Here is a 23648-nt window from a genome sequence, read left to right on the forward strand (position 1 = left end):
TTCCTATGTCTGAATTACTCAACCACCTGACCATCCCTTTCCTTTTGGCTATGTTTCTGGCGATCACCATGGGTGGTAGCGGAACAGCCCCTTCTTTTTCTGCCGCTTACGGTGCATCAGTGATCAAAAGAACTCTAATCCCAGGACTTTTTGGAGTCATGGTACTGTTGGGTGCATTGATCGCCGGAAAGAAAGTGTCCCTGACCCTTGGTGTAGGATTATTAGAGCAATCTTTTTTTACTCCCATAACCACCTCCATCATTTTGCTGTCTGTGGCCTTGTCCCTGTTAGTAGCCAACCTCCTCGGGGTGCCACAAAGTACCAGTCAATCCACTGTTCTGTCTATTTCAGGGGCTGCTTTGGCCTTAGATGGTCTGAATACGGATAAGTTATTCTATGAAATCATTCCGACATGGTTTATCCTTCCGGTGATTGCCTTTGGATTGATGTGGACATTGGTACAGGGAGTTTTTCCTCTTATCAAATCCAAGCTTTTGACGGAAGATTACAGTCACCTACAAGAACATAAAGGTTTGAAATTTGTCCTGATCGCGTCTTCACTCTATGTGGCTTTTTCCATTGGTTCCAATAACGTGGCTAATGCAGCGGCACCAATCGCCTCTTTGACCTCCAACGAGCTAGGACCCGAGGGGGCACAAAATTTCCTGCCTATTATCATCTTGTCCGTATTAATTGTGGCACCGTGTTTTGCAATCGGCAGTTCACTTTTGGGGCATCAGGTGACCGAGACAACAGGCAAAGAAATCGTAGAAGTGACACCGTTTTATGCCACAATCATTGCTTTGATTGTAGCGAGTTTGTTGCTCTTGGCTTCTCTGGTCAAAGGAATTCCTACTTCCTTGGTCCAATTGAACGGGGCTGCATTTATTGCCTTGAGTATTCGGAAAAACGGATTTAAATCCACCTTTCAAAACAAGACAGTCAGACGATTCTTCGCTGTCTGGGCAGTAGCTCCCCTCGCCGCCTTTTTGATGACATATGGGTTGATTTGCTTAGCTGAATGGATGGGATATGTGTGAAAAATTCATTCCTACTTCGAATAAGGTGGAGTTGGTGAATGAGCCACAACCACTAGATAGCCTCCTTTTCCAATTCCCGAATCATCCCTTTCAACATGGTCGGAACAATAAGATGGTGAAAAGGTCTGACGGGTAAGAAATACAGCTTCCCCATCCAATTATTGAAAACCACCGCGGTGGAAATGGCAAGTTCTTTTTTCATGGGATCATTTCCGTCAGTATGAATCAGCAGCGAAACCCTGAAATTAAGATGCTTGTCATCTTCGCCGAGTATCACCTCATGCTCGGTTTTTTCAAAAACCTTGAAAAGCCCTATCCGATCTCCTGGTTCACAGTTGAATTTTTCCAGTTGGCTTTGTTTGTCCTGAACTCCCTTTGGAATTTTAAGGCCTATGAGCTTTACCACTTTATTTCGGAAGGAAAATAACTTTTCCACCCAATCCGGCCCGCTTCTGAAAAAAGCCTTTCCAATTTCAGTTGCGCTGATAGTATCCTTGCTGGTCCGAACAAATCCTTCATAGCTGTCTATGTAGTCATATTTGATGCCCTTTTGAAGGAGAATGGAGTTTTCGGGAAGCTTAGTTTTTTTGATTTTCATTTTTTATAATCCAAAATGTGTTCTTTCAATTCCTCCCACTCAGCATCCAAAATGCTATAGCACACGGTGTTTCTTCTGAACCCATCTGGTAAAAGGGTATGACTTCGCAGGGTTCCTTCATATTTTCCGCCTATTTTCTCAACCGCAATTCTGGATGGACCATTCCTTTCATCAATTCGAAACTCAACCCTTGAGGCTCCCAAAAAATCAAAAACATATTCCAGCAAAAGGTATTTGCAATGCCGGTTGAGCCCTGTCCGCTGAAATTCTTTTCCATACCAGGTCCCTCCTATTTCCAGCCGATCATCCTGGTTGGAAATATTCAGGAAACTCGTGCTGCCGGCATACTCCTGAGCTTTTTTGTCAAAAACCACAAAAGTATAGCGGATTTTATCTCTTCTGTTTTCTATTGCTCTTTCGATATAGGTTTGGAGTAAATCTTCGGTGAAAATTGGAAAAGGAGAGTATTGGAGCAAGTCGGTGTCCTTGGTAGCCACAGGCAGGAGATTTTCCAAGTCGTCCTCTCGAATGGGCCTGAGGAGGGCGACTTCATTTTCAAAAACCAGATCTTGTTCGAAGGAAAAATTCATAGTAAGCAGGGAATAAATGGATGATTTTCTGAAGACTTATCTTATTCAAAGCCGGATATCACCAGTGGGTTAAAGCCCCCATAAACCATCCTTTCTGCATCGAAAATCAATCTGGAAGGATCCAACAGGGGAGCGATTAGATTCTTCATTCTTGGGTCAGAAGACACTCGCTTTATCGCTAAGTCCCGGATCTGCCGTGATTCAAAAACCGTCCAACCAAAGACAACTACCTCATCTTTTTCGGCTTTGACCATCTCCGCAAAAGATCTGGTTCCCTCCAGCTTGGCATTTTCCCCTGCATATTCGTAATAGGCCAAGGCACCGTGTTCTTTCCAGATTTTTGCTACTTTCTCGGCTACCTGCTTGTATTCTCCTAAATGCTTTTTAGGGATCGGAAATACAAAACCGTCGATAAACTCACTCATAGTGTTTTAGGATTTTTTTACCAGTCATAATATACTCATGGATTCTGTTGAAAATGACAAGGGAAAGGTTGAAAAAGAGGAGGAAAGCCTAGTATACCTCAAGTTTGAGTTTGGAGTACGATCTGAAAATTGGCTGGATTTCGGAAAAAAATATAGTTGGTGAACTGGCTGTTTTGCACAAGGGATGGAGATTTTCCAATCCCAAGGTAACGGAATTAGAGGGGGACTGAATGCAATCAATCACTTCGATTGGATAGATTCTATTCAGGCAATGGTGAGATGGATTTTTTACTTCCTGCTCATTGGATTGTTTTTCTTGCTCCTTTTACTATTTTAATTTTCTCAAACCCAAAAACCTATGAAATTCCTATTGCCTATTTTCCTTTTGGCTGTTTTAATTGCCTGCCGGCCAAAGACAGATACTCCTACCGAGTCTTCTTCCCAATCTATTAAGCCAAGAACCATCGTCACTACAGACGGGGAAATTGATGATGTGGATTCCTTTATCCGCATGCTTCTGTATGCGAATGAGTTCCGCATCGAGGGCTTAATCTACTCCTCTTCCATGTGGCATTACTCCGGAGATGGAAAGGGGACAGAGTTTGTCTCAGAGATGGAAATGACCCAAAAGATGTATGGAGCAAAGACGGATCTGCGTTGGCCGGGCACGGAGTGGATGAACCCGCTTTTGGATGCCTATGAATCTGTATATCCTAAATTGAGCCAGCATGCAGAGGGTTTTCCCACGGCTGATTACCTGAGAAGTCTAGTACGGGTGGGGAATATCGAGTTTGAAGGAGAGATGGAAAAGGATACTCCAGGTTCGGATTTTATTAAAGAAAAACTTCTGGACGAGGATATGGAGCCGATTTACCTGCAAGTCTGGGGAGGAACAAATACCATTGCCCGGGCGCTCAAGTCCATCGAGGATCAGTACAAAGGCACTCCGGAATGGGAAGCGGTGTACCAAAAAGTCTCGGACAAGGCGATTCTGTATGCCATCCTTGATCAAGACGCTACCTACCGGAAATACATCTCTCCCAATTGGCCGGATTTAAGGATTTTCTACAATTCGAATCAGTTTTGGTGTTTTGCCTACTCTTGGAAAAATGCCGTTCCAGAATCTCAACATTACCTTTTCGAAGGAAAATTTATGGGAGAGGAAATCATTGACAACCATGGACCCTTGCTCAAGCAATACTACAGCTATGGAGATGGACAAAAGCAGGAAGGTGATGATGAACATATCCATGGGGATCCCACTAAGTTGGAAAATGCCCAGTGGGGAACTTTTGGAATCTATGACTTTATATCAGAAGGGGATTCCCCGGCTTTTTTACATTTAATCGATGTCGGCCTGAATAATCTCAATCACCCGGAATGGGGAGGCTGGGGAGGACGTCTTGTTCAGAGTGCTGAGCAGCCCAACCGCTGGGAAGATGGTAAGGAGGTTTTGGATTTCAGTCCCTATAAAAATGGCTTGGATGCAACCTATCCTCAAGTCCGATGGTTAGAGGCTATTCAGCAGGATTTTGCTGCCCGGGCGGATTGGTGTGTGAAGGACTATGCCGAGGCAAATCATGCTCCGGTGGTGAAGGCAAAGGGCCAGGCGACACGTTCTGCCAAAGCGGGAGAAAGTATCGCCCTGGAGGTGGAGGCTTCTGATCCTGACGGAAATGAGTTGGAAACCAAGTTTTGGATCTACCGAGAGGTCGGAAGCTACCAAGGCGAGGCCGGCTTATCCGCCGCCGGAAACCAAGTGACTGTGCAGCTTCCTGCCAATGCCACCGGTCAGCTCCACGTAATTGCCGAAGTCAAAGACAAAACTGAACATCCCATGACAAGGTATGTGCGGTTTGTGGTGGAAGTAAAGTAGAGTTTAAAGTTTAAAATGTAGAGTTTAAAGTTGGGGTTCAGGGGACAATTGACGGAAGAAACCAGTAATCATTCTAGACCTTTAGTCATTAGAACACATTCAAAATTGGGGTGGAGATCTGGTTTTGACTTTGCGACTCCCACCTCTCAAGTGCACTTGTTGTTAACCTAAAGCTTATCACCTTTTATCCCAACTTTAAACTTTAAACTTTACCCTTTAACCTCAGTCCTCCAGTCCCCGAATCATCTCCTCAGAGTCCTTGATGACTTTTTGGTACTTTTTGATTCCCCATCTTCCGAAGAAATAGATAAAAAGTAGTCCGGCGGGCACATAAGCTAGCCAGAAATAGGGCTGCTGGATGATATCCGCTTTTCCGGCGATTTCAGCCAAAGGCGGCAGGGCGCTGATCAGAAAGAGTCCCGAGAAGATGAGTCCAAACTGCTGTACTTTCAGAAATTGGATTTTCCGTTTGGCAAACTTTTCCAAAATCTTTGCAGGTGTATTTTTGACGATATTCAATTGGTTTAAATTTCGGATGGCCAAAAGACTGGCGATTGGAAGTCCAATCAGAAACAGGATGTCAAAGGCCGCAAAGATCTGGTTGATCGTGACGGTCAACTTGGAGAAGTTGAGGATAAAGTAGGCTGCATAGCCTAGGCAGACGACGCTCCCCAGTAATTCCGGGATTCGGATGGAGTTGAGGCGCTTTCTATAATTGTTTTGTGTGAGTTCCATAAGTACTTTTTTTTGAATTTTTTCCTGTTGTTCGACTTTGAGGCTGAGTTCTTCCCAAAGCGATTTCATTTCTTCGAGTTCCATGGTTTTTTGCTTTAGTTAGTGTGGATGCCTTTTCTTAATTTTTCTTTGATCCGCGCCAAGCGCGTACCCACGTTGCTGATACTGATTCCGAGGATTTCCGAGATTTCATCATGGGACTTTGCTTCGAGGTAAAGCAGGACAATGCCTTTATCCAATAGGTTCAGCTTTTTGATTTCAGCATAAAGCTGTGCAAGCTTTTCCTCCTTATCCGAGTCCGTGTCCTCGGCCCATTGCACCTGAATTCCGTCCAAAGGCACTGCAGTTACCTTTCTTTTGGACTTGTTGAGCTGCGTGATAGCCGTATTCATTCCAATCCGGTAGAGCCAGGTACTGGGTTTGGAATTGTTTTGAAAGAGATCAAAAGACTTCCAGACCTGAAAGATGATTTCCTGACTTAGGTCCTCCTTTTCCTCTTGGGAAGAGGTGTAAAAGGAGGCGATTTTGAAAATCAGTCCTTGGTGAGATTGAATTAATTCTACGAATTGTTCTTCTTTCCTCATCTACCGGTGTTTACAGGATTAGTCTCCCAGAATTTAAAAAAATCACAGTAGAGGAAAGATTTTTTTGAAAAAAGGACGGGGAGTAAAAAGTTTAAAGGGTAAAGTTTAAAGTTCGCAAAGGCCTGTTTTTAAAATCAGTTCCAGTATTCAGCCTTCAGGGAGCGGACTTCAGATCAGATAGAAATCCGAAATCTGCAATCCCAAATCCGAAATCAGGTAAATTCTGACAACCCTCAACCCACAAACGACAACCTACACCCCTTTCTCCTTCAAAGCTTCTCCATCAAACTGGATTCCATCCCAACCTTGAATCATAAAGTTTCGGATATTTTGATGGTCTGTTCCTTCAGGGTTTTCTAAGACATCTATTCGGAAAAAGTCTCCAAAAATGGCCAATGTCTCGTCCTTGGAAAGTTTATTCAGCCTCGCAAAGGAAAAAATCTTGCAGCTACCGTTATTTTGCCCTGCCTCATTTACTGCATTTCCATTTGTGAATCGGGTAGGTGTGAAATCGAATTTCTCATCGATGTAGGAAATGACTTCTGAAAATTGAATGCCCTGTGGGTCTGATTTGAGTTTTGCTAAAATATCCATCACAGGCAAAGATAAGCCCGACCGAATTCAAATTTCAAATCTCAAATTTCAAATCTCTAATCCATCATCCCTTTGCCTTCAAAAATTTTGGGAATACATTTTTCAATTCGGGAGCTACGGGTAGCGGATTGCTTTGCACCTGTAAAATGGATCAGGTACCCTCTCTGTCTTCCCGGAGTGAGTCGGTAAAAAGCCTCTTCCAACCCTGGGTTTTCTTCAAATTTTTCCTCCAGTTCTTCGGGGATTTCCATTCCGCCTCGGGGAGGAACTGTAACTTTTGCACCGGACTTTTCGAGGTCGATCGCTTCCTGGATATAGCTTTTGATGGTGGAGGTAAGCTTTTCCACGTCCACTTCCTTCGTAAACCTGAGAAATCGGGCAACATGAGAATTTGGTCCCGGTTTTTCTAAAATCCCTGATGGATCCTTCATCAAAGAACCTTTCATGAAGCTTACATTGCAAGAATCCTTAAATGCATAAAGCATAATCACGTTTTTGTCCTCCAGAGTGTAAGTAGGGACGCCCCATTTCCGGTCTTCCACCAATTCAGTTTCCAAAAGAAACTGCCGAAGCTTTTCCAAAATTGGCGTCCAAAGGTGGACTTTGCAGGCAGGGGTTCCTCCTTTCTCGCAGCGCATACAGCCTTCTTTTAAAAAGAGATCGACTTGGGGATTGGGAGATCGATTCATCAGAATTTGGGTTTATTTTTTGCCTAAAAGCATAATGTCTTTGACTTCTAGGACCTGTTTTTCATATCCCCGCGTGGAGGTATAAATCATCGCTTTTCCGACTTCCTGCATGGTTAATGTTTGCTTTGGAAGAATAACTCGCATCACAGCCAACAAGGCTTTTACGATAGGGTTGAAATTCTTTTGTCCCGGAAAAGGCTTCATCATTCCAGGCCGGAAATTGTATTGCCCTTTAAAATGTAATTTCATCAAATCATTTTCGGTTTTTCCCTTTACTCTTGCCCACATAGATCGTCCTTTTTCGGAACTGTCAGTCAAGGCCCCAGAAACGTAATTAAAGACCATTTCTGGATTTAGATTGGCTAAAACTTTTGCAAAGTGGAGGGTCAGCGAATAAGTGAGTTGGGTGTATTCCTCCTCGTTTTTGCCAATGGAGCTTACCCCTGCACAGAAAAAGCATGCGTCATATCCTTGAAGTTGGTCCTGAAATTCATGGATTTTCATAAAATCAGGAATCAACAACTCTTTTAATTTGGGGTGTTGAAGTCCGTAAGGTTTGCGGCTGATGCTGAGAATTTCTGATACTTCATCATTTTGAAGGCATTCTAGTAATACACCTTCGCCCACCATTCCGGTGGTGCCGGTTAGGATGACTTTAATAGGCATTGGTATTTGAGGTTTGGGAAGAGACAAGGTAATCAAAAGATTTCTGGTCTAACGGTCCCTTTTCCTCAAGGTTGGAATAAATTCAGTGGAGATGTGCTATGGAATTTTTCTGAAAACAAGGCTTCAGCCAACTCCAACGTATGGCCCAGTCCCCTAAAACCGCATTTCTCCCATTCAAAATGGTCTTGCCTCCTTGGAGTTTATTATCGTAATGATTAGCATCTGGGGAATCTCATTCACGCTTTCTTTTTATTGGATGGTCCCTGGCCTTTAATTATCCATTTTTCTTAGGAGATACTAGAGTTCCATTATCTGGCTTTCCATTTGTCCAAGAGTTTAATTATCTGTCTGATTCTCTTAATCTTTCATGGATTTTTCTATTTTTATTTATTGCTGCAAAAGATGAGTTTTCGATTGAGTCGTATTTATCCGCTCAAATAGGTGCCATAAAAGGCCCCCATATTTTCGATTCAGTTTAGTCTATTTCCAACCTTAACCATAAATCCATGGAAGATTTTAGCCTTTCCATTAACGGAAAATCAATTCAGGTCAATGTCCCAAGTGACATGCCTTTGCTCTGGGTCTTGCGAGATGTTTTAGCCATGAAAGGAACCAAATACGGCTGCGGGCAAGGGCTTTGTGGCTCCTGTACCGTGCTTTTGGATGGAAACCCCATTCGTACTTGTGCTTTTCCGGTAGGAGAAGTAAAAGGGGCAAAAATTGTCACGATTGAAGGCATCTCTGAAGCCGGAGATCATCCGGTTCAAAAAGCTTGGGTGGAGCATGTTGTTCCACAATGCGGCTATTGTCAATCCGGTCAAATCATGAGTGCTGTGGCACTATTGGATCGAAATCCCAATCCATCAGATCAAGACATTGAATCCGCGATGTCCGGGAATATCTGCCGTTGCGGAACCTATAACAGAATTAAAGAAGCTATTCAAACTGCTTCCAAAAACCTTTAAAACCTGAAACCCATGAAATCAAACTTTCCATTTTCAAAAAATCAAGATCCTAAAGACGAGAGCAAGGTGTTTGTTCCTTCCCGTCGGGATTTCTTGAAACTCGGGTCTTTAGTCACCGGTGGGTTTTTGCTGGGTGTGAATTTTCAATGTGCGGGACCAAAAGGGGAGACCATCACCTTTGCTCCTAATGTGTATATCATCCTGGATTCAGACAATCAGGTCACTTTGGTAGCTCATCGCTCTGAGATGGGAACAGGGATTAGAACTTCTCTACCCATGATTATGGCGGATGAATTGGGTGCTGATTGGAGCAAAATCAAAATCATTCAAGCTGAAGCGGACCAGAAATTCGGAGATCAAAATACTGATGGGTCCTACTCGGTTCGGATGTTTTATGAACCCATGCGAATGGCAGGAGCGACCGTTCGGCATATGTTGACTCAAGCAGCAGCCAAAAAATGGAGCATTGAGGCTTCAGAATGTCATACCGAAAATGGACAGGTAGTTTCCTCCAGCGGAAAAACCATAGATTTTGGCGATTTGGTAGCTGATCTCCAGACTATGGAAATGCCCAAGCCTGAGGAGGTTAAATTGAAGGAAAAATCTTCCTACAAATTGATCGGAACGGATGTGGCAATTTACGATGCCAAGGATATCGCCACAGGAAAGGCCGTGTTCGGTGCGGATGTAGATTTGCCGGGGATGAAAGTAGCCGTGGTTCAACGCAGTCCGGTGGTAGGAGGAAAGGCTCTTTCCTACGATGACAGCACAGCTTTGCAAATTCCTGGAGTCCTCCAGACCGTAAAGATTGAAGGACAGGGAGTCCCAGCAGGCTTGGATAAACCCTTGGAAGGTGTGGCAGTAGTAGCCGATAATACCTGGGCAGCCATGCAGGGCCAAAAGGCATTGAAGATAAAATGGGATCTTGGCCCTAATCAATCCTATCAATCCTTACAGCAAATTCAAGAAATGTTGCAATCGGTAAAATCCAATGGCAAGGTTCGCCGGGAGCGGGGGAATTTCTCCAGTGCTTCTGGAAGTGCTTCCAAGGTTTTAGATAGAACGTATGTGGTGCCTTTTTATGCGCATGCCACCATGGAACCTCCCGTGGCGATTGCTGACTGGAAGGAAGGTTTTTGTGAGGTTTGGGCTCCAACTCAGCACCCCCAGTGGGCCAGAACGGCAGTGGCTACGGCTTTGGGAATGCCGGAAGAACAGGTGAAAGTTAATGTTACTTTACTAGGTGGAGGATTTGGACGAAAATCCAAACCAGACTATGTCGTGGAAGCGGCTTTGGTTTCCAAGGCTGTTCAGGCTCCTGTTCGAGTTCAATGGACCCGTGAGGATGATATCCACCATGACTTTTACCATGCCCAGAGTGTTCAAAGAATTCGAGTGGCATTAGATGGGCAACAAAATGTGAGTGGGTGGAATCACCATACCGTTTTCCCTTCTATCGGAGCTACCAGCAACCCGGACGAACTCCATCCCTCTGACGGGGAGTTGGGCTTGGGCTGTATTGACTTTCCATTTGAGGTTCCTAACATCCGGATTGAAACCCACGAGTCCAAAGCACATACCCGAATCGGTTGGCTTAGGTCTGTGAGTAATATTCACCATTCCTTTGCGATTAACTGTATGCTGGATGAAGTGGCCGAAGCCAAAGGAATGGACCCGGTGGATATGCTAATCGGCATGTTGGGTGAGGATAGAGACTTGGACTTCCAATCAGAGATTAAAGGTGATTTTGGAAACTATGGAGAGCCCTTGGATAAATTTCCGTGGAACACGGGGAGGCTCAAAAGTGTCATTCAAAGAGTAGCTCAGGAATCGAATTGGAAGGCTGGAATTGCCAGTGGAAAAGCGATGGGCTTTGCGGTGCAAAAGAGCTTTTTGACGTATGTAGCCTGTGTGGTAGAAGTGGCCAAGGATGGCAATGGAGCTTTACAAGTACCAGTCGTGCATTATGCAGTGGATTGCGGAGTTCCGGTCAATACAGACCGGATTCGATCTCAGTTTGAAGGTGGGGCACAGTTTGCCTTAAGTTTGGCTTTGACCGGAATAAATTTTGAAAATGGGCAAGTAAAGGAAAACAATTTCGATGGCTACTCGGTCATTCGGATGCCTCAGTCTCCCAAAAACATCCATGTGCATATACTCGATAGCCAAGAGAAACCTACTGGAGTCGGTGAGCCTCCTGTGCCTCCGTTTATACCGGCGCTATGCAATGCGGTGTATAAGTTGACTGGAAATAGAATTTACGAGCTTCCGCTTAAAGTCTAAACAGAAAGGCTGTTCTCACTGAAAGAACAGCCTTTTTTGATTTCCATTTTTCACCACAGAGAACACGGAGATAATTATCCTTTAAGAATCTGTGAAAATCTGTGCCTTTCTTTGGGAAACACATTTTACTCCATAAAGCACAGAGTTGATCTTTGAAAAATTGATTCACTTTCTGCGAAAATCTCCGTCTTTTTCTGCGATAATCAGCGGGAACTATTTTTTTCCACATAGGAACATAGAACACCTCGAGATTTCAAGCTTTTCGACTAACCATCAGCGGGAATCAGCGGATTTTTCTGCGAAAATCAGCGGGAAATAAAACTTACTCTTTCCCAAACAAGATTCTAACCTCAAATAATCCGTAAGCATCTGTAATTTTATCCGTGTAGATCTTTGGGAATTTTTTTACCACAACTGACCATCAGCGGGAACTAGTACAGGATTAGCTCTTTTTCAACTTCAAGTTTACCGGGTCCCAGTGGATGATTTTCTGGTCAAAATAACTTTGGTTACACGCCAAAGCCGGAGCCGCTGCACGGAATCCAAACTCAGCATCTTCCACTACTTTTCCATTGGTCCGGATCGCATCAAAGAAATTGGTAAAGTGATCCAAATGGTCGCTATAGCCATCCGGAGCACGGAAAACAATGTCCTCTTTGGTAGGTCTGCTGCGTTGTTGAGGAGTCCATTTGGACTCGTATTCTGCCCGCATTTCATCCTGCATCTTTTTCGAAAAAGTGAACAATGAATCATATCCTCCAAATCCAGGAGCTTCCGGTAAAATGCTATGGGTAACAGACAGTCCATTACCTCTCAGGGTCATCACCCCTTCAGAACCTACCAGCTGTATGATTTCCTGTCCCCCTGTCCCGCTGATGAAGTTTACCTGCAAGGTCATCAGATAGGCCGGATGCTCTGGGCTTTCAGGATATTGCATGACTCCTGACATCACATCAGGAAGGTTTCTTCCATCGTTCCAATAGCTAAATTGACCGGTGCTGAAAATGGACTCAGGACCTTTAGAGCCAGTGATGACATGAGTTCCGCTTAGCAAATGGATAAATAAATCCCCGGCAACTCCAGTTCCTACTTCCTTAAAAGCTCTCCACCAAAAGAATTTTTTGGCATCAAAATCCATCTTTTCGGTGATTTCGATGTATTTCTCCCAGCTGGTGGTTTCGGGATTGGCGTCTTTCGGGATGGTGTATTGCCAGGCTCCGATGGAGCTTTGCCGGTCATACACGGCATTGACCATGTTGAGCTCTCCGATTTCACCAGAAGCCAGTAGTTCCTTGGCTTTTTGGTATCCAATGCTGCTTACTCTCTGGCTGCCTACCTGCACGATTTTACCTGATTTTTTGGCGGCTTCCATGACCGGATACCCTTCAGATATTTGATAAATCATCGGCTTTTCACAGTAAACATGTTTGCCTTTTGCCAGAGCATCCAGGGTCATCTGCGCATGCCAGACATCCACCGAACAGATCAGGACCGCATCAATATCCGGGCGATCCAACAAATCCTTATAATTCTTGGTTACAAATAAATCCTTTCCAAATTGCTCCTGAGCATTCTCTAATCTCCCAGAATACAAGTCACAAATCCCGGCCAGTTCCACTCCGGGAACCTTCAAGGCAGTGGTCAAGTCAAAATGTCCCTGCACACCATACCCGATGACTCCGATTCGAATGGTGTCGTTGGAGCTGATTTTTCGCTCGTAATGGAGAATTCTTTCTTCTGCTTTTTCCTGAGCTCCCAAGGAAACAAAGGGAGCTGAAGCAGTCACCAGACTCGTAGCTCCAAGTTGTTGGAGGAATTTTCTTCGGGAAGAATGACTGTTGTTTTTCATCGGTTAATGGGTTTTAGAGATTGGAATTTAAAAAAAGGAATGGGGAATCCTGCCGTTTTTTTGATTATCGGCCGAAAGGGCCAGATTTGTAAAAGGGATATGTGAAAAAAGCCTCAATTTCTTACGGAATTGAGGCTTTTTAGACACTTTATCAGGCAGTGGGGGCTGTGAACTTCTTGATGTCAAGGATCCAAGTCAGGCAGGTAATCTGTTCACGGTTCTTTACTTGGGAGAAGTTTCAGGGCATTCTACCGATTATTTAGTGGCTGTCATCGAATCCGCAACCACGATCGTATAGTTTGCAATTTCGGCTTTCTCTTGGGTGCTCATCTTACTCCATTCAGACTCGGTGACTGTAGTGATCGATTTGATGGTGAGACCGGGTTTGATTTTGTGGATCCACCAAATGATTCCCTGATTGTAATTGGAGTGGTAAGAGCCCTGAAAATGAAGTAATAAATCGCCTTTTTTAAAGTTTTGAAGGGAAAAGTGGGCCATTGTCGCATCTTTGGAGGCTTGGGCCGTCTGGATATTCAGCATGTTCGGTGGCACGTGTCCACCCATTTTGTCAGCCATTTCAGCATAGGCTTTGACCGTCGGGTCAAAGTACTTCTCCAAATCGGGACTGATTAGCTTTTTTGCCTCAGGGCTTAGTTTTTTCAAAGCATCCATTCCAAGGCTGTTGATCATGGAGGCATATCTTCTCGGGATATTAGTTGCAATGAATCTCAGGTTCTTTGCTTTCGCAAATTCCAAAAGTGGCTTGTAATCCGTCTTGTAATTGCTCCAAAGCTGGGTGATTTCTGGGAGCATTTTGTCCTCAGCATAGAAGCCCGCCAGGTATTCATTCAGGACCAGTTGGTTGCCTGCCTCAAACATTTCAGCGCCGAAAAACAGCTTGTCTCCTTTGACCTCATAGAGGCTTTTGCTCACTTCTAATTGAAGCCAATGGGAAATTGGATTGTTATGATATTCCCCGAAAAACACCATGTCGCTTTCGGCAAGATCTTTGATCATTTGATCGTACTCGGCGAGTTGCCCGTCGTTGCCAAATAATTGGTAGGCGGTTTTAGTTTGGGCTTGGGAAAACCATGTGCTGCAAAAAAAGCACAGGCAAAGAAGCAGTACATTTCTCATAAGTTTGGGTTGGTATTTTGGGTGATTTTATGTTCTCAACTATATCCCGAATATGGATATTTTCCTCAATTGGGTAATCTAAATAAATGAATTACTTATTTCTGCCAGAAAACCACTAGCCCATCTTTTCCGGCTACAGCAATATCTGGTTTGCTGTCCTTATTGAGATCTGCTACTGAAAAATAAATTCCAGATCCTTTTCCTTCGCCCAAAGGCCCATAGCTGATTACGTTTTTTACGAAATTCTTCCCGTCCCACTTGAAGTAATAAAGCCCTATTTCATCCTTTCCTCCGGGATCTTTCCCATTATGGGCACGGTGCCTCTTGCCCGTGATCAATTCATTTTTTCCATCTCCGTCCAAGTCCACCCATTCCATGGTGTGGTATTGAGAATGGTAGGGATCAATACTATGTCTTAGGAAATCGATCCGGCCGTCTCTTTCGATTTGTTCCATCCAGTACAAGCCATAGTCGTGGCCATTGCCGAGGATCAGGTCATTTTTTCCATCGCCCGTCAGATCTGTCAAAATAATCGGGATGCTCAAATCCTTGAATCCATCCATGGGGTGGAAAGTCCATTCTCCGTGCCTTAAATCTGCAGGCGCCTCGTACCAGCCCATGGAGCTGATCAGGTCACCCCATCCATCCCCATTGATATCCCCAAAACCAAGACCATGGCCTTGAGTTTCAAAGACCTCATATTTTTCAAATTGATTGGGGCCGACCCATTTGTAAAAAGCCAAGGGTTTTCTGGGAGTATTAGGCACAATTTCCAAAGTCCCATCCCCATCAATATCCCATGCCCGGATGGTTTCAATATTCCCGGTTTCGGCGATGAGATGTTCTTTCCATTCTCCCGAATTGCCAGGGTTTTCCTTCCATATAAGTTTCCCCTCAAACCAGCCCCCGGTAATGAAGTCCATCTTTCCGTCACCGTTGACATCCATGGGAATGGTGGCAAAGTCCTCGTAATATTCGCTGTATCGCTTCACCTGACCGATTAGATTTCGGTCAATAAATTCTGGCCCTTTGTACCAAAAACTACCCGAAACCAAATCCAAATGACCATCTCCATCCACATCCAAAGTGCCGACGGATTCATAGCTTTCAAAAGCGATCACTTGTTTCTCAAAACGAAGATTCTTCGTCTGGGAAAAGGTGCAGGCACAGATCGAAAGAAAAGGAATCAGAAATAAGCGAGTTTTCATGAAGTGCGATTTACGATTTTTGATTTACGACCTAGTAGATAACGTGTGGACTCCTTCGAAGATCGTTCCCAATTTTCCAATCTTTCAATTTTTAAATTTTCCAATCCCCTCACTTCTCCATCGGATGCATTTTCAGCAATTCAGATGGGTTCCAGAATCCCTCTTTGTTTTTGGTTTCTTCCCGGATTTGTTTGACCAGTTCAGGAGAAATCGGGGAAGCTTTATTGCCAAAAGAGTTCCTTACATAAGTCAAAACTGCAGCGACCTCCGTATCATTAAGCATCCCTTGAAATGGCGTCATGGGCACTTGGCCTGGATATTCCTGACCGTTAACTGTAATTGGACCCAACAGACCATTCAATACTAGCTTCACCAATCGTTCTGGACTCCCTGTGACCCAAGGGGTGTTGCGAAGCGGAGGAAATCCAGAAGCAACCAGTCCCCCCCCGTTTTCTTGATGGCAAGTTCCACAGAAACCTTCTTTGGCGTAGATTTCTTTTCCAAGAACAAAGAGCTCCCGATCCGAACCCGTTAAGGAGGACTTGATGTCCTCTTCTTTTTTCTGAGCCACTGAAAGCCCATTGAGGTGAGCTACGGCAGTTTCCAAGGTTCTTGGAATCCAGGTATTATCATTTTTCTGCTTTTCTGCTTCCGCCAAAATCGGAAGGCCAATTTCTCTCGGCAACCAAGACGCGGCTGCAATGGCTTCCATACGAACTCTTCCATTGGAATCTTTTACCGCTTCCATCAAAAGGGAGGCTTGTTCCTTGACCTGATGACCTGTATATCTCAGTACTCGGACTGCGGCTGCTCTGGCCCGATAATCTGAGGACTTCAAGACTTCTCTCAAAAGGTCCTGATTGACCCGATTGATACCCCAAGTCACCCAAAGTGCTTCCAGACGATTGTGTTCATAATTGGGGTCGTTTTTATCAAGATTGGCTACCCAATTGCTGACGGCCTCAGAAACTTCCTGAGGATTTCTTCCCCGGAGTTCCCGCCGAGTTCGGTATCTGGTCCGGTATTCTGGAAGCTTAAGGTTTTCCAATAATTCAGAGATGCTTGCTCCATCGATTTTGGCAGGAGTCACCAATGGCCTGGAAGGATAAGTGAGACGGTAGATTCTGCCATGCACATGGTCCCGAAGAGGGTCTCTGGCATTGTGCTGCATGTGCCCGATCAGGATGTTGTGCCAATCCACTATGTAAAGGGAGCCATCAGGAGCAATTTCCATGTCTACAGGGCGGAAATTTCGGTCAGTGGAGACCATCAAGTCCTGTCTCCATTTTGTAGTGAACCCTACCGTATCTTCCAAAACCTGATGCTGTTTGGTCCCTAAAAATCCAATGGTATTGTTAATTATCAAATCGCCCTGAATGTCTTCCGGAAAATGCCTGCTGGAAATAAATTCCAAGCCTGAGGTCGGTCGTACCATGTGGGCTTGCTCGATCAAATTGGGCCCCTTGAAATTTGCATTTCCATATCGGGGTAAGGTCGATCCCGGAAGCATCCAGTTGACATTGGGGCCGGAGGTTTCGGCATAAAAGTTTTGCCCCCAGTCATTAAAGGCTATTCCCCAAGGGTTGGGAATGGAGACTTGATTGACCCGCTCCAGCTTGTGTCGCTTGGGTTCATAGCGGTAGAAGCCCCCATTGGTAGCTCGGACAGGGCCATAGGAAGTTTCTACATTGGTATGCAAAAAGACTCCCTCGGCCATATAGATCGCCCCGCTCTCATCAGTAGTAAAAGCTGAAATCGCATGATGAGTGTCATGATCATCAAATCCGCTGAGCAAAATGGTTCTTTTGTCGGCTTTGTCATCCCCATTGGTGTCTTCCAACAAAATCAGATTGGGACTTTGAGAGACATAGACCCCTTCTGCAGCAATTTCAAATCCCACAGGAATATGCAGGTCCTCGGCAAAAGTGGTTTGTTTGTCTGCTTTGCCATCTCCGTCTGTATCCTCCAGAATAATCAGTTTGTCTTTGGGCCTAGGGTCTCCGGGTTTGTAATGAGGATAGCTGGGCATAGTAGCCACCCAAAGTCTTCCTTTGTTGTCAAAAGTAAGCTGAACGGGATTGGCCAGATCTGGAAACTCCTGCTCGGAGGCAAAAAGCTCCAGCTTATAGCCTTGAGGTACTTTGATAGTGCTCAGGGCCTCTTCTCCATACTTGTATTCCAGACTCCCGTTCGCCTGAGGATTAAAATTGGTCTCCACTTCAGGAAGGGGGCGGGTTTTGGCATCGGCGGCAGCAAGGTCTTTCTTCCTGCCCAAATTGGCTTCCCAGATGGCGGTATCCCGTATCGCAGTCATTTGCCGGATTTTTTCAAGTTCGAAGGGGTAATTGTCCGGTCCAAAAGGATCATAGCGTCGGCCAAAGACATGGACTCCGTTCGGGATTTTGTAGTCATTGTGCCAAAGCCAGTTTTTCTCCCTTACTGCTTGGTGGATGAGTTCAAGATTAGCCTCAGCTTTCCGGCTTTCCTTGCCAAAAAGTTTGTCTGAAAGTAACAGGGCTAGTTTTCGGTAGCCTTCTTCATTGAGCTGGGATCCATCGATAGTCAAAGGTTCCTCTGAGGATTCGTACCACTTTTTACTCGCGCTAAAGGCATCCACAAAGACCAAGTCATGCTTTTTGGCTATTTCCTGCATGGCCTCGGTGTAGAGTTTTAGGTTTTCATTTTCCTTTTTTCCATCGGGTACATCTTTAGAAGCAGAAAGATCTTCGAAGGCAATCGGGGAAACCAAGGCAAGTTGGGGCGCACTTTTCCCATTATACTGCTGGGATTTGGAGTGAAGAATCCAAGCCTCGAGTTCGTCTTTATAGTTTTGCAGTTTTTCTATGCCTTGAAAGGATTCATTAAAGCCAAAAAAGCCGATCACGATATCTGCCTGTAATCGGGTAAGCCATTGGTCAGGTTTTTCCAAAAACCCTTCGCTGTTGGATTTGGTGGCATATTCTTCCTGAAAATCCTCCGCACCTGGAAAAGCCCAAGGATCATTGGTTCCAGATCGGGGACGAAACCCAGGAGTATCCCCCGGATCGCAAAGATTTCGGATGAAAAGAGTGCTGTCAGGATAGCGCAGATGCATTTCAGTCTCAAACCAGCCAAATTCCATCATTCTTGATCCAAGGTTATTACCCACTAGGGTAATTCTTGAATTTTTCCGGAGTTCCAAAGTTTTTTCAGGAGTGCAACGGATGAAAAAGAAAGTCAGCAGGATAATCCCAGCAAGTGGTAAAAACTTAAAGGAGGTCTTCATTCGATAGTAGATTGGATACTAAGTATAGGGAGATTGGTATGATTTACCAATAGAAATTCTGGCAACGGAGAAATTAGACTGTCGGATTATTCATTTGCCTAGAGTTTGCCAAATAATAATAAAACAGTGTCCTGAGCTGTCCCGATTTTAACATCTTTTTTATCAACAGGAGCAAAAGAAAAGTTAAGCGGAGGGAATCCAATTTGATCGGGGTGTCCTGTGGTGTCCTGTGTTTTAGATGCTGATTTTCTGGGTTTTATGCAGGATTCAACAGGATAGGATTTGGGATATATCTATGAATCTTGGAATTGTATTTCTTATCAAACATTAAACCCGTGTATATGAATAACCACTATCTATCTAAGATAAAAGCCCGCTTTTTAGGGTTTTTATTTCTAATGCTGAGCGTCAGCATGGTGAGTTACGGGCAGTCACAAACCGTCAGAGGAGTTGTGAGATCTGCACCGGACAACGAGCCCGTCCCAGGGGCATTGGTACTTGTAAAAGGCACTCAAAAAGGATCAGTCACAGACATTGATGGTTCTTTTACCATAGATGCTAATCCAGGCCAGATTTTGGTCATCAGCTTTGTAGGATATACTTCTAAGGAGGTGCCTGTAGTTGCCGGACAAACCAACATCAATGTAAATCTTGACCTTTCTATGTCTGACCTTTCAGAGGTTGTGGTTGTTGGGTATGGTAGCCAAATTAAGAAAGAGGTGACGGGTGCTATCCAAACGGTGAACGAAGCTGAATTAAAAGACCTTCCAGTTTCTTCAGTAGCTCAAAAGCTTCAAGGACGATTGGCTGGAGTTCAGATCAACCAAACGACTGGTAAGCCTGGTCAAGGTATGAACGTGAGAATACGCGGCCAGCTATCTGTTACCGGTGGAAGTGATCCATTGTATGTAGTGGATGGGTTTCCGATTACCGGAGATATCAATCAAATCAACCCAGACGAAATTTCGGATATATCTGTATTAAAGGACGCTGCCTCTACCTCACTTTACGGGTCAAGAGCTGCCAATGGAGTGGTTTTGATTACCACTAAAAAAGGTAAGGCAGGACAAACCAATGTGAATTTGAATGTATGGACAGGGTTCCAAACTGTGCCTGATAAAGGGAGATTGGAAATGATGAATGCGGAGGAATTCGCACAGTTTAAAAAAGAATATTATGAGGATGCAGGTCAGGCTGTACCTGAGGTTTTTCAAAACCCTTCCCAATATCGGGACAAAAACAACGATTGGTATGATGCCATGCTCCAAACAGCTCCAATTACCTCGTATAATTTGACCGTGACCTCAAATAAAGAAAGGGTAAATACGGCAATCATTGCGGGTGTATTTGATCAGAAAGGAGTGGTTGTAAATACCGACTACCAAAGATATTCCCTGCGAATGAATACAGATTATCAGGTTTCTGATAAGGTAAATATTGGGGTGAATGTTGCGCCAAATTACGTTTATGACAATACTCCTAGAACTGATGGTACAAGAGGAACAGGTATTTTATTTAATGCCCTTCATACTTGGCCCGTCATGCCGATTTTTGATGAGCAAGGTGAATTGACGTTTTTTAATCGATTCCCATCCAATACCGGCAATATTTTCGCTTATCCCAACTGGGTAAGATCTGCACAGGAGATCATCAATGAGACCAAACAAACAAATGTTTTAGCGAATACCTATGCAGAATGGAGACCTATTCCTGGATTATCCATTAAATCTACATTCAATGCAGAAATCGGAAATTCCAGGTTTTTCTCCTTCAACCCATCCACTGCTACTTCTGCTATCAATGTAGCAATACCTACAGTGGCCGTATCGGTGAGAGATGACATTGAAACATTTTCTTGGCTAAACGAAAACATTGTCACTTACAGAAAATCTATCCAAGATCATTCGTTTGAATTACTAGGTGGTTTGTCAAATCAGCAGTTTAGAAGTGACAGAACAAGAATACAGGCGGATACTTACGCAGATGATAGACTCCCTACAATCCAAGGCGCAATAAACGTCAACAGGGGTGGAACTCTTTCGGATGTCGCTGAGTGGTCACTCACTTCAATTTTTTCAAGATTAACTTATAATTATAAGGGTAAATACTTGCTTACTGCATCAGTAAGAGGTGATGGTTCATCAAGATTTGGATCTCAAAATAGATGGGGTGTTTTCCCTTCCACTTCGGTGGGTTGGGTTTTGTCTGATGAAGGTTTTCTACAAAACAACAAGACTGTTTCTTTTGCAAAGATTCGGGCAAGCTTTGGGGTAACGGGAAACAATAACATCGGTAACTACACGCAGTATGCCTTGGTAAATAATACTATCAATGCCGCTTTTGGTAATAATGTGGTTTCTGGTGCAGCCGTAACTTCTTTGGATAATCCCAACTTAGGATGGGAGACTACATCCCAATTTGATTTGGGATTTGACCTAGGGTTTTTGGATGACAGAATTCAGTTCACTTATGATTTTTACACCAAAAACACAACTAATCTCTTGTTTGCTGTCCAAATTCCCCAAGAATCTGGCTTCACAAACTTCAATGATAACATTGGGGAGATTAAATTCTGGGGGCATGAATTTGCAATCAATGCAACACCTGTGACCGGCTCCTTTACTTGGTCAATTAATGCGAACCTATCGATTAACCGAAATGAGGTAATTTCTCTTGCAGATGGAATTGACCGTGTGTATGGTTCATGGCATATCACTCAGGTAGGAAAGCCATTTGGTCAATTTTATGGATTACAGAAGCTCGGTAATTATGCGAATGCCGAAGACTTGGCAAATTCTCCAAAAATCCCCGGTAGATCTACTGTAGGTAGTATCAAACTTAAGGATGTCAATGGCGATGGAGTGATCACCTTCGGTGGAGATAATGATGATAGAACCATTATAGGGAATCCATTCCCGGATTTTATCTATGGACTCGTCAACAATTTCAGGTATAAAAAATTTGATGCCAGCATCACTGCCTCAGGATCTCAGGGAAATGAAGTTTATATGAGACACTTATTTTCCACTGCGAATTTAGATGGGGTATTTAATATGGTTAGGAGAGCTAAAGACAGATTTCGCTCGCCTGAAAATCCGGGTGAGGGAATATTCGGTACCACTGTCGGTGGAGGAAATGTCACAGGGGTAGAAAGGGATTGGCCTAACAGTAATTTTGTTTGGGATGCGTCCTATTTTACCATAAGAAACATTACAGTTGGATATACCTTCACTAATCTTTCTAAAACTGTAAAATCTGCGAGACTATACTTTTCCGGCCAAAACATGTGGGTGTTTACACCTTATTGGGGAGGGTCCAATCCTGAAGTGAGCAATCAGAATAATGGTCAGGGAGATGGTGGAAACTTAAGTCCAGGAGTTGATTTGGCTCCTTATCCAGTGCCAAGATCGATCACCTTTGGTGCCAATATCACCTTCTAATTGGCTGAAATCTGATCAATTCTAATCAACCTAAACATGACTAAAATGAAAAAATATATTCCAGTCCTTCTCGCGGCCAGTTTGTTTTTTACCAGCTGTGAAGATTTTCTGACAGTAGTACCCGAGACCCAGTTGAGTTCGGCTACTTTCTTTAAGAATCAAAAAGACTTTGAGCAAGCCGTAAATGCAGCCTATGTTCCCTTGAGAACCATCTTCAACGATCGATCTTGGCTATTGGCCGAAATGCATTCGGACAATACTTATTATGCCCGAAATGTGCTCTTCGGTGCGGTGGATAACCAAGAAGACTTGGCAGATTTCTCTGTTCCTGTTTCTAACGGAACCACCGCCAATGTCCACGTCCTCAACCAGTGGAGACAAGATTATTTGATAATTGCCCGTACGAATCAAATCCTTGCCTTGATTGATGATGTGAATTTTGATGCAGCAGCAAAAGCCAATGTTAAAGGACAGGCACTCTTTTTAAGAGCTTTCGCCTACTTTGAATTGGCGAGATATTTTGGAAAAGTTCCTCTGCATTTGACTCCGGTTGCCTCTAGGGAAGAAGCTGCTTTGCCTTTAGCTGAGGAAGCTGAAGTTTATGCCCAAATTATTTCTGATTTAACTGCGGCTATTCCGCTTTTACCTGATAAATCAAAGCAAGAACCGGGTAGAGCTACCGAGGGATCCGCTAGGACCTTGTTAGGAAATGTATATATCAACCTGAAGAGATGGGCGGATGCTGAACAGGTGTTGACACCGGTGGTGACCTCAGGTAGATATTCACTGATGTCAACCTACGATATGGCATTTTCCAAAAACACTTCTAATAAAAACAATGCAGAGTCAGTATTTGAGGTGCAGTACTTGGAAGGTGCAGCTGGGCTACAGGGAAATTTTATGTACCAGTTTATGCCTAGACCAATTTCCGCTGCAGAATTGCAGCCCATTATGGGAACCAGCAATCCTCAAAATATAGACGGAGAGGGTAACAATATTCCTACGCCGGATATCATTGCGGCCTATGAGCCTGGCGATAAGCGAAAAGATATTTCCATTGGATACGTAACCCTATCAGGTAGTTTCAGAACCAACAAGGTTTATCCTTACATAAAAAAATACCAGAGCAATCATTCCCAACATAATAACCACGGAATGAACTGGCCTGTATATCGTTATGCTGAGGTTTTATTATTCCTTGCAGAAGCATCTAATGAACAAGGTAAAACAGGTGCAGCAGTTGGCTTTCTGAATCAAATTAGAACACGTGCCGGATTGCCTGCTACCACTGCTACCAGTCAAACAGCTTTGAGAGAAGCCATTTTCAAAGAAAGAAGAGTAGAATTGGCCTTCGAAAACAAAAGATGGTTTGATATCCAAAGAACTGACAGAATCCAAGAGATCATCATTCCTTATGGACAACGAATTGTAGCTAATCCATTGGATTATTACTATCCACCCCTAGCTGGAGCAGTTCCGAGAAGCAATGTCTTTACCAATCTCAGTAAATTCTATGCCTATCCAGCCGCTGAATCTGATTTGAGTCCTTATTTCTAAGTTGGTTTTCTTCAATGGAATAGCCCGGTGTCCAGTAGGTTTTTCGAAATGTTACTGATGACACTGGGTTATTTTTTTGGCAGATATAGCAGGACAGTGGACAAATTGATAAATAGTAAATAGCCTTTGTGAATGGCTACTTTGACC

18 protein-coding genes are annotated in these 23648 nt (G+C 43.9%); 6 read left to right on the plus strand and 12 right to left on the minus strand.

Annotated features, from left to right (window positions below; translation table 11 throughout):
* Nucleotides 1-5 precede the first annotated feature (5 nt).
* Nucleotides 6-1040, plus strand: coding sequence for an inorganic phosphate transporter (locus G458_RS0105465; protein WP_026951008.1), 1035 nt, complete (start codon nt 6-8; stop codon nt 1038-1040).
* A 52-nt stretch (nt 1041-1092) separates the two neighbouring features.
* On the opposite strand, the gene G458_RS0105470 is transcribed toward G458_RS0105465, so the two are convergent.
* From G458_RS0105470 to G458_RS0105480, 3 genes are read right to left on the minus strand one after another with little or no spacing between them, the layout of a single operon-like run.
* Entirely contained in the window at nt 1093-1638 is a 546-nt protein-coding gene (locus G458_RS0105470; RefSeq protein WP_026951009.1) for a DUF2867 domain-containing protein, read from the minus strand.
* Nucleotides 1635-2228, minus strand: a complete 594-nt coding sequence (locus G458_RS0105475; protein ID WP_026951010.1) for a GNAT family N-acetyltransferase — start codon at nt 2226-2228, stop codon at nt 1635-1637. Before G458_RS0105475 ends, G458_RS0105470 begins: the two co-directional genes overlap by 4 nt.
* A gap of 41 nt (nt 2229-2269) precedes the next feature.
* Nucleotides 2270-2653 (minus strand): DUF1428 domain-containing protein, encoded by a 384-nt coding sequence (locus tag G458_RS0105480; RefSeq protein ID WP_026951011.1) that lies wholly within the window; start codon nt 2651-2653, stop codon nt 2270-2272.
* 358 nt (nt 2654-3011) lie between these two features.
* On the opposite strand from G458_RS0105480, the gene G458_RS0105495 reads away from it, so the two are divergent.
* Nucleotides 3012-4529, plus strand: a complete 1518-nt coding sequence (locus tag G458_RS0105495; RefSeq protein WP_035467816.1) for a DUF1593 domain-containing protein — start codon at nt 3012-3014, stop codon at nt 4527-4529.
* 222 nt (nt 4530-4751) lie between these two features.
* Here G458_RS0105495 and G458_RS0105500 read toward each other — a convergent pair whose 3' ends face one another.
* The 5 genes from G458_RS0105500 to G458_RS0105520 all read right to left on the minus strand — a co-directional run bounded on the left by G458_RS0105500 (nt 4752) and on the right by G458_RS0105520 (nt 7797).
* Nucleotides 4752-5348, minus strand: coding sequence for a hypothetical protein (locus tag G458_RS0105500; RefSeq protein WP_026951013.1), 597 nt, complete (start codon nt 5346-5348; stop codon nt 4752-4754).
* Between the two features lie 11 nt (nt 5349-5359).
* Nucleotides 5360-5848, minus strand: coding sequence for an RNA polymerase sigma factor (locus tag G458_RS0105505; protein WP_026951014.1), 489 nt, complete (start codon nt 5846-5848; stop codon nt 5360-5362).
* 252 nt (nt 5849-6100) lie between these two features.
* Entirely contained in the window at nt 6101-6442 is a 342-nt protein-coding gene (locus G458_RS0105510; RefSeq protein ID WP_026951015.1) for a HopJ type III effector protein, read from the minus strand.
* 56 nt (nt 6443-6498) lie between these two features.
* Nucleotides 6499-7131: a YdeI/OmpD-associated family protein gene (locus G458_RS0105515; RefSeq protein WP_026951016.1), complete on the minus strand. Its 633-nt coding sequence runs from the start codon at nt 7129-7131 to the stop codon at nt 6499-6501.
* Nucleotides 7132-7143: 12 nt separating this feature from the next.
* Nucleotides 7144-7797: an NAD-dependent epimerase/dehydratase family protein gene (locus tag G458_RS0105520; protein WP_026951017.1), complete on the minus strand. Its 654-nt coding sequence runs from the start codon at nt 7795-7797 to the stop codon at nt 7144-7146.
* Between the two features lie 506 nt (nt 7798-8303).
* Here G458_RS0105520 and G458_RS0105525 point away from each other — a divergent pair.
* Together G458_RS0105525 and G458_RS0105530 are read left to right on the plus strand one after the other, a co-directional pair.
* Nucleotides 8304-8762, plus strand: coding sequence for a (2Fe-2S)-binding protein (locus tag G458_RS0105525; RefSeq protein WP_026951018.1), 459 nt, complete (start codon nt 8304-8306; stop codon nt 8760-8762).
* A 12-nt stretch (nt 8763-8774) separates the two neighbouring features.
* Nucleotides 8775-11045, plus strand: a complete 2271-nt coding sequence (locus G458_RS0105530) for a xanthine dehydrogenase family protein molybdopterin-binding subunit (RefSeq protein ID WP_026951019.1) — start codon at nt 8775-8777, stop codon at nt 11043-11045.
* Between the two features lie 442 nt (nt 11046-11487).
* Here the strand turns inward: G458_RS0105530 and G458_RS0105540 are convergent, their stop codons facing one another.
* From G458_RS0105540 to G458_RS0105560, 4 genes are all read right to left on the minus strand, one after another.
* A complete protein-coding gene (locus G458_RS0105540; RefSeq protein WP_026951021.1) occupies nt 11488-12894 on the minus strand; it encodes a Gfo/Idh/MocA family protein in 1407 nt (468 codons plus the stop codon).
* Nucleotides 12895-13149: 255 nt separating this feature from the next.
* Complete coding sequence (locus G458_RS0105550; RefSeq protein ID WP_051287049.1) at nt 13150-14031, minus strand: ChaN family lipoprotein; 882 nt, start codon at nt 14029-14031, stop codon at nt 13150-13152.
* A 95-nt stretch (nt 14032-14126) separates the two neighbouring features.
* Nucleotides 14127-15239 carry an FG-GAP repeat domain-containing protein gene (locus G458_RS0105555; protein WP_035467817.1) on the minus strand — a complete coding sequence of 371 codons (1113 nt, stop codon included), beginning with the start codon at nt 15237-15239 and terminating at the stop codon, nt 14127-14129.
* Between the two features lie 109 nt (nt 15240-15348).
* The gene (locus tag G458_RS0105560) at nt 15349-18504 is read right to left on the minus strand and encodes a PVC-type heme-binding CxxCH protein (RefSeq protein WP_026951024.1); all 3156 of its coding nucleotides are present in this window, start codon (nt 18502-18504) and stop codon (nt 15349-15351) included.
* A gap of 341 nt (nt 18505-18845) precedes the next feature.
* On the opposite strand from G458_RS0105560, the gene G458_RS0105565 reads away from it, so the two are divergent.
* Nucleotides 18846-21944, plus strand: a complete 3099-nt coding sequence (locus G458_RS0105565; protein WP_026951025.1) for a SusC/RagA family TonB-linked outer membrane protein — start codon at nt 18846-18848, stop codon at nt 21942-21944.
* A 45-nt stretch (nt 21945-21989) separates the two neighbouring features.
* A complete protein-coding gene (locus G458_RS0105570; RefSeq protein WP_026951026.1) occupies nt 21990-23501 on the plus strand; it encodes a RagB/SusD family nutrient uptake outer membrane protein in 1512 nt (503 codons plus the stop codon).
* The last annotated feature ends 147 nt before the right edge of the window (nt 23502-23648 follow it).

Source organism: Algoriphagus mannitolivorans DSM 15301 (assembly GCF_000429425.1).
GTDB lineage: Bacteria > Bacteroidota > Bacteroidia > Cytophagales > Cyclobacteriaceae > Algoriphagus > Algoriphagus mannitolivorans.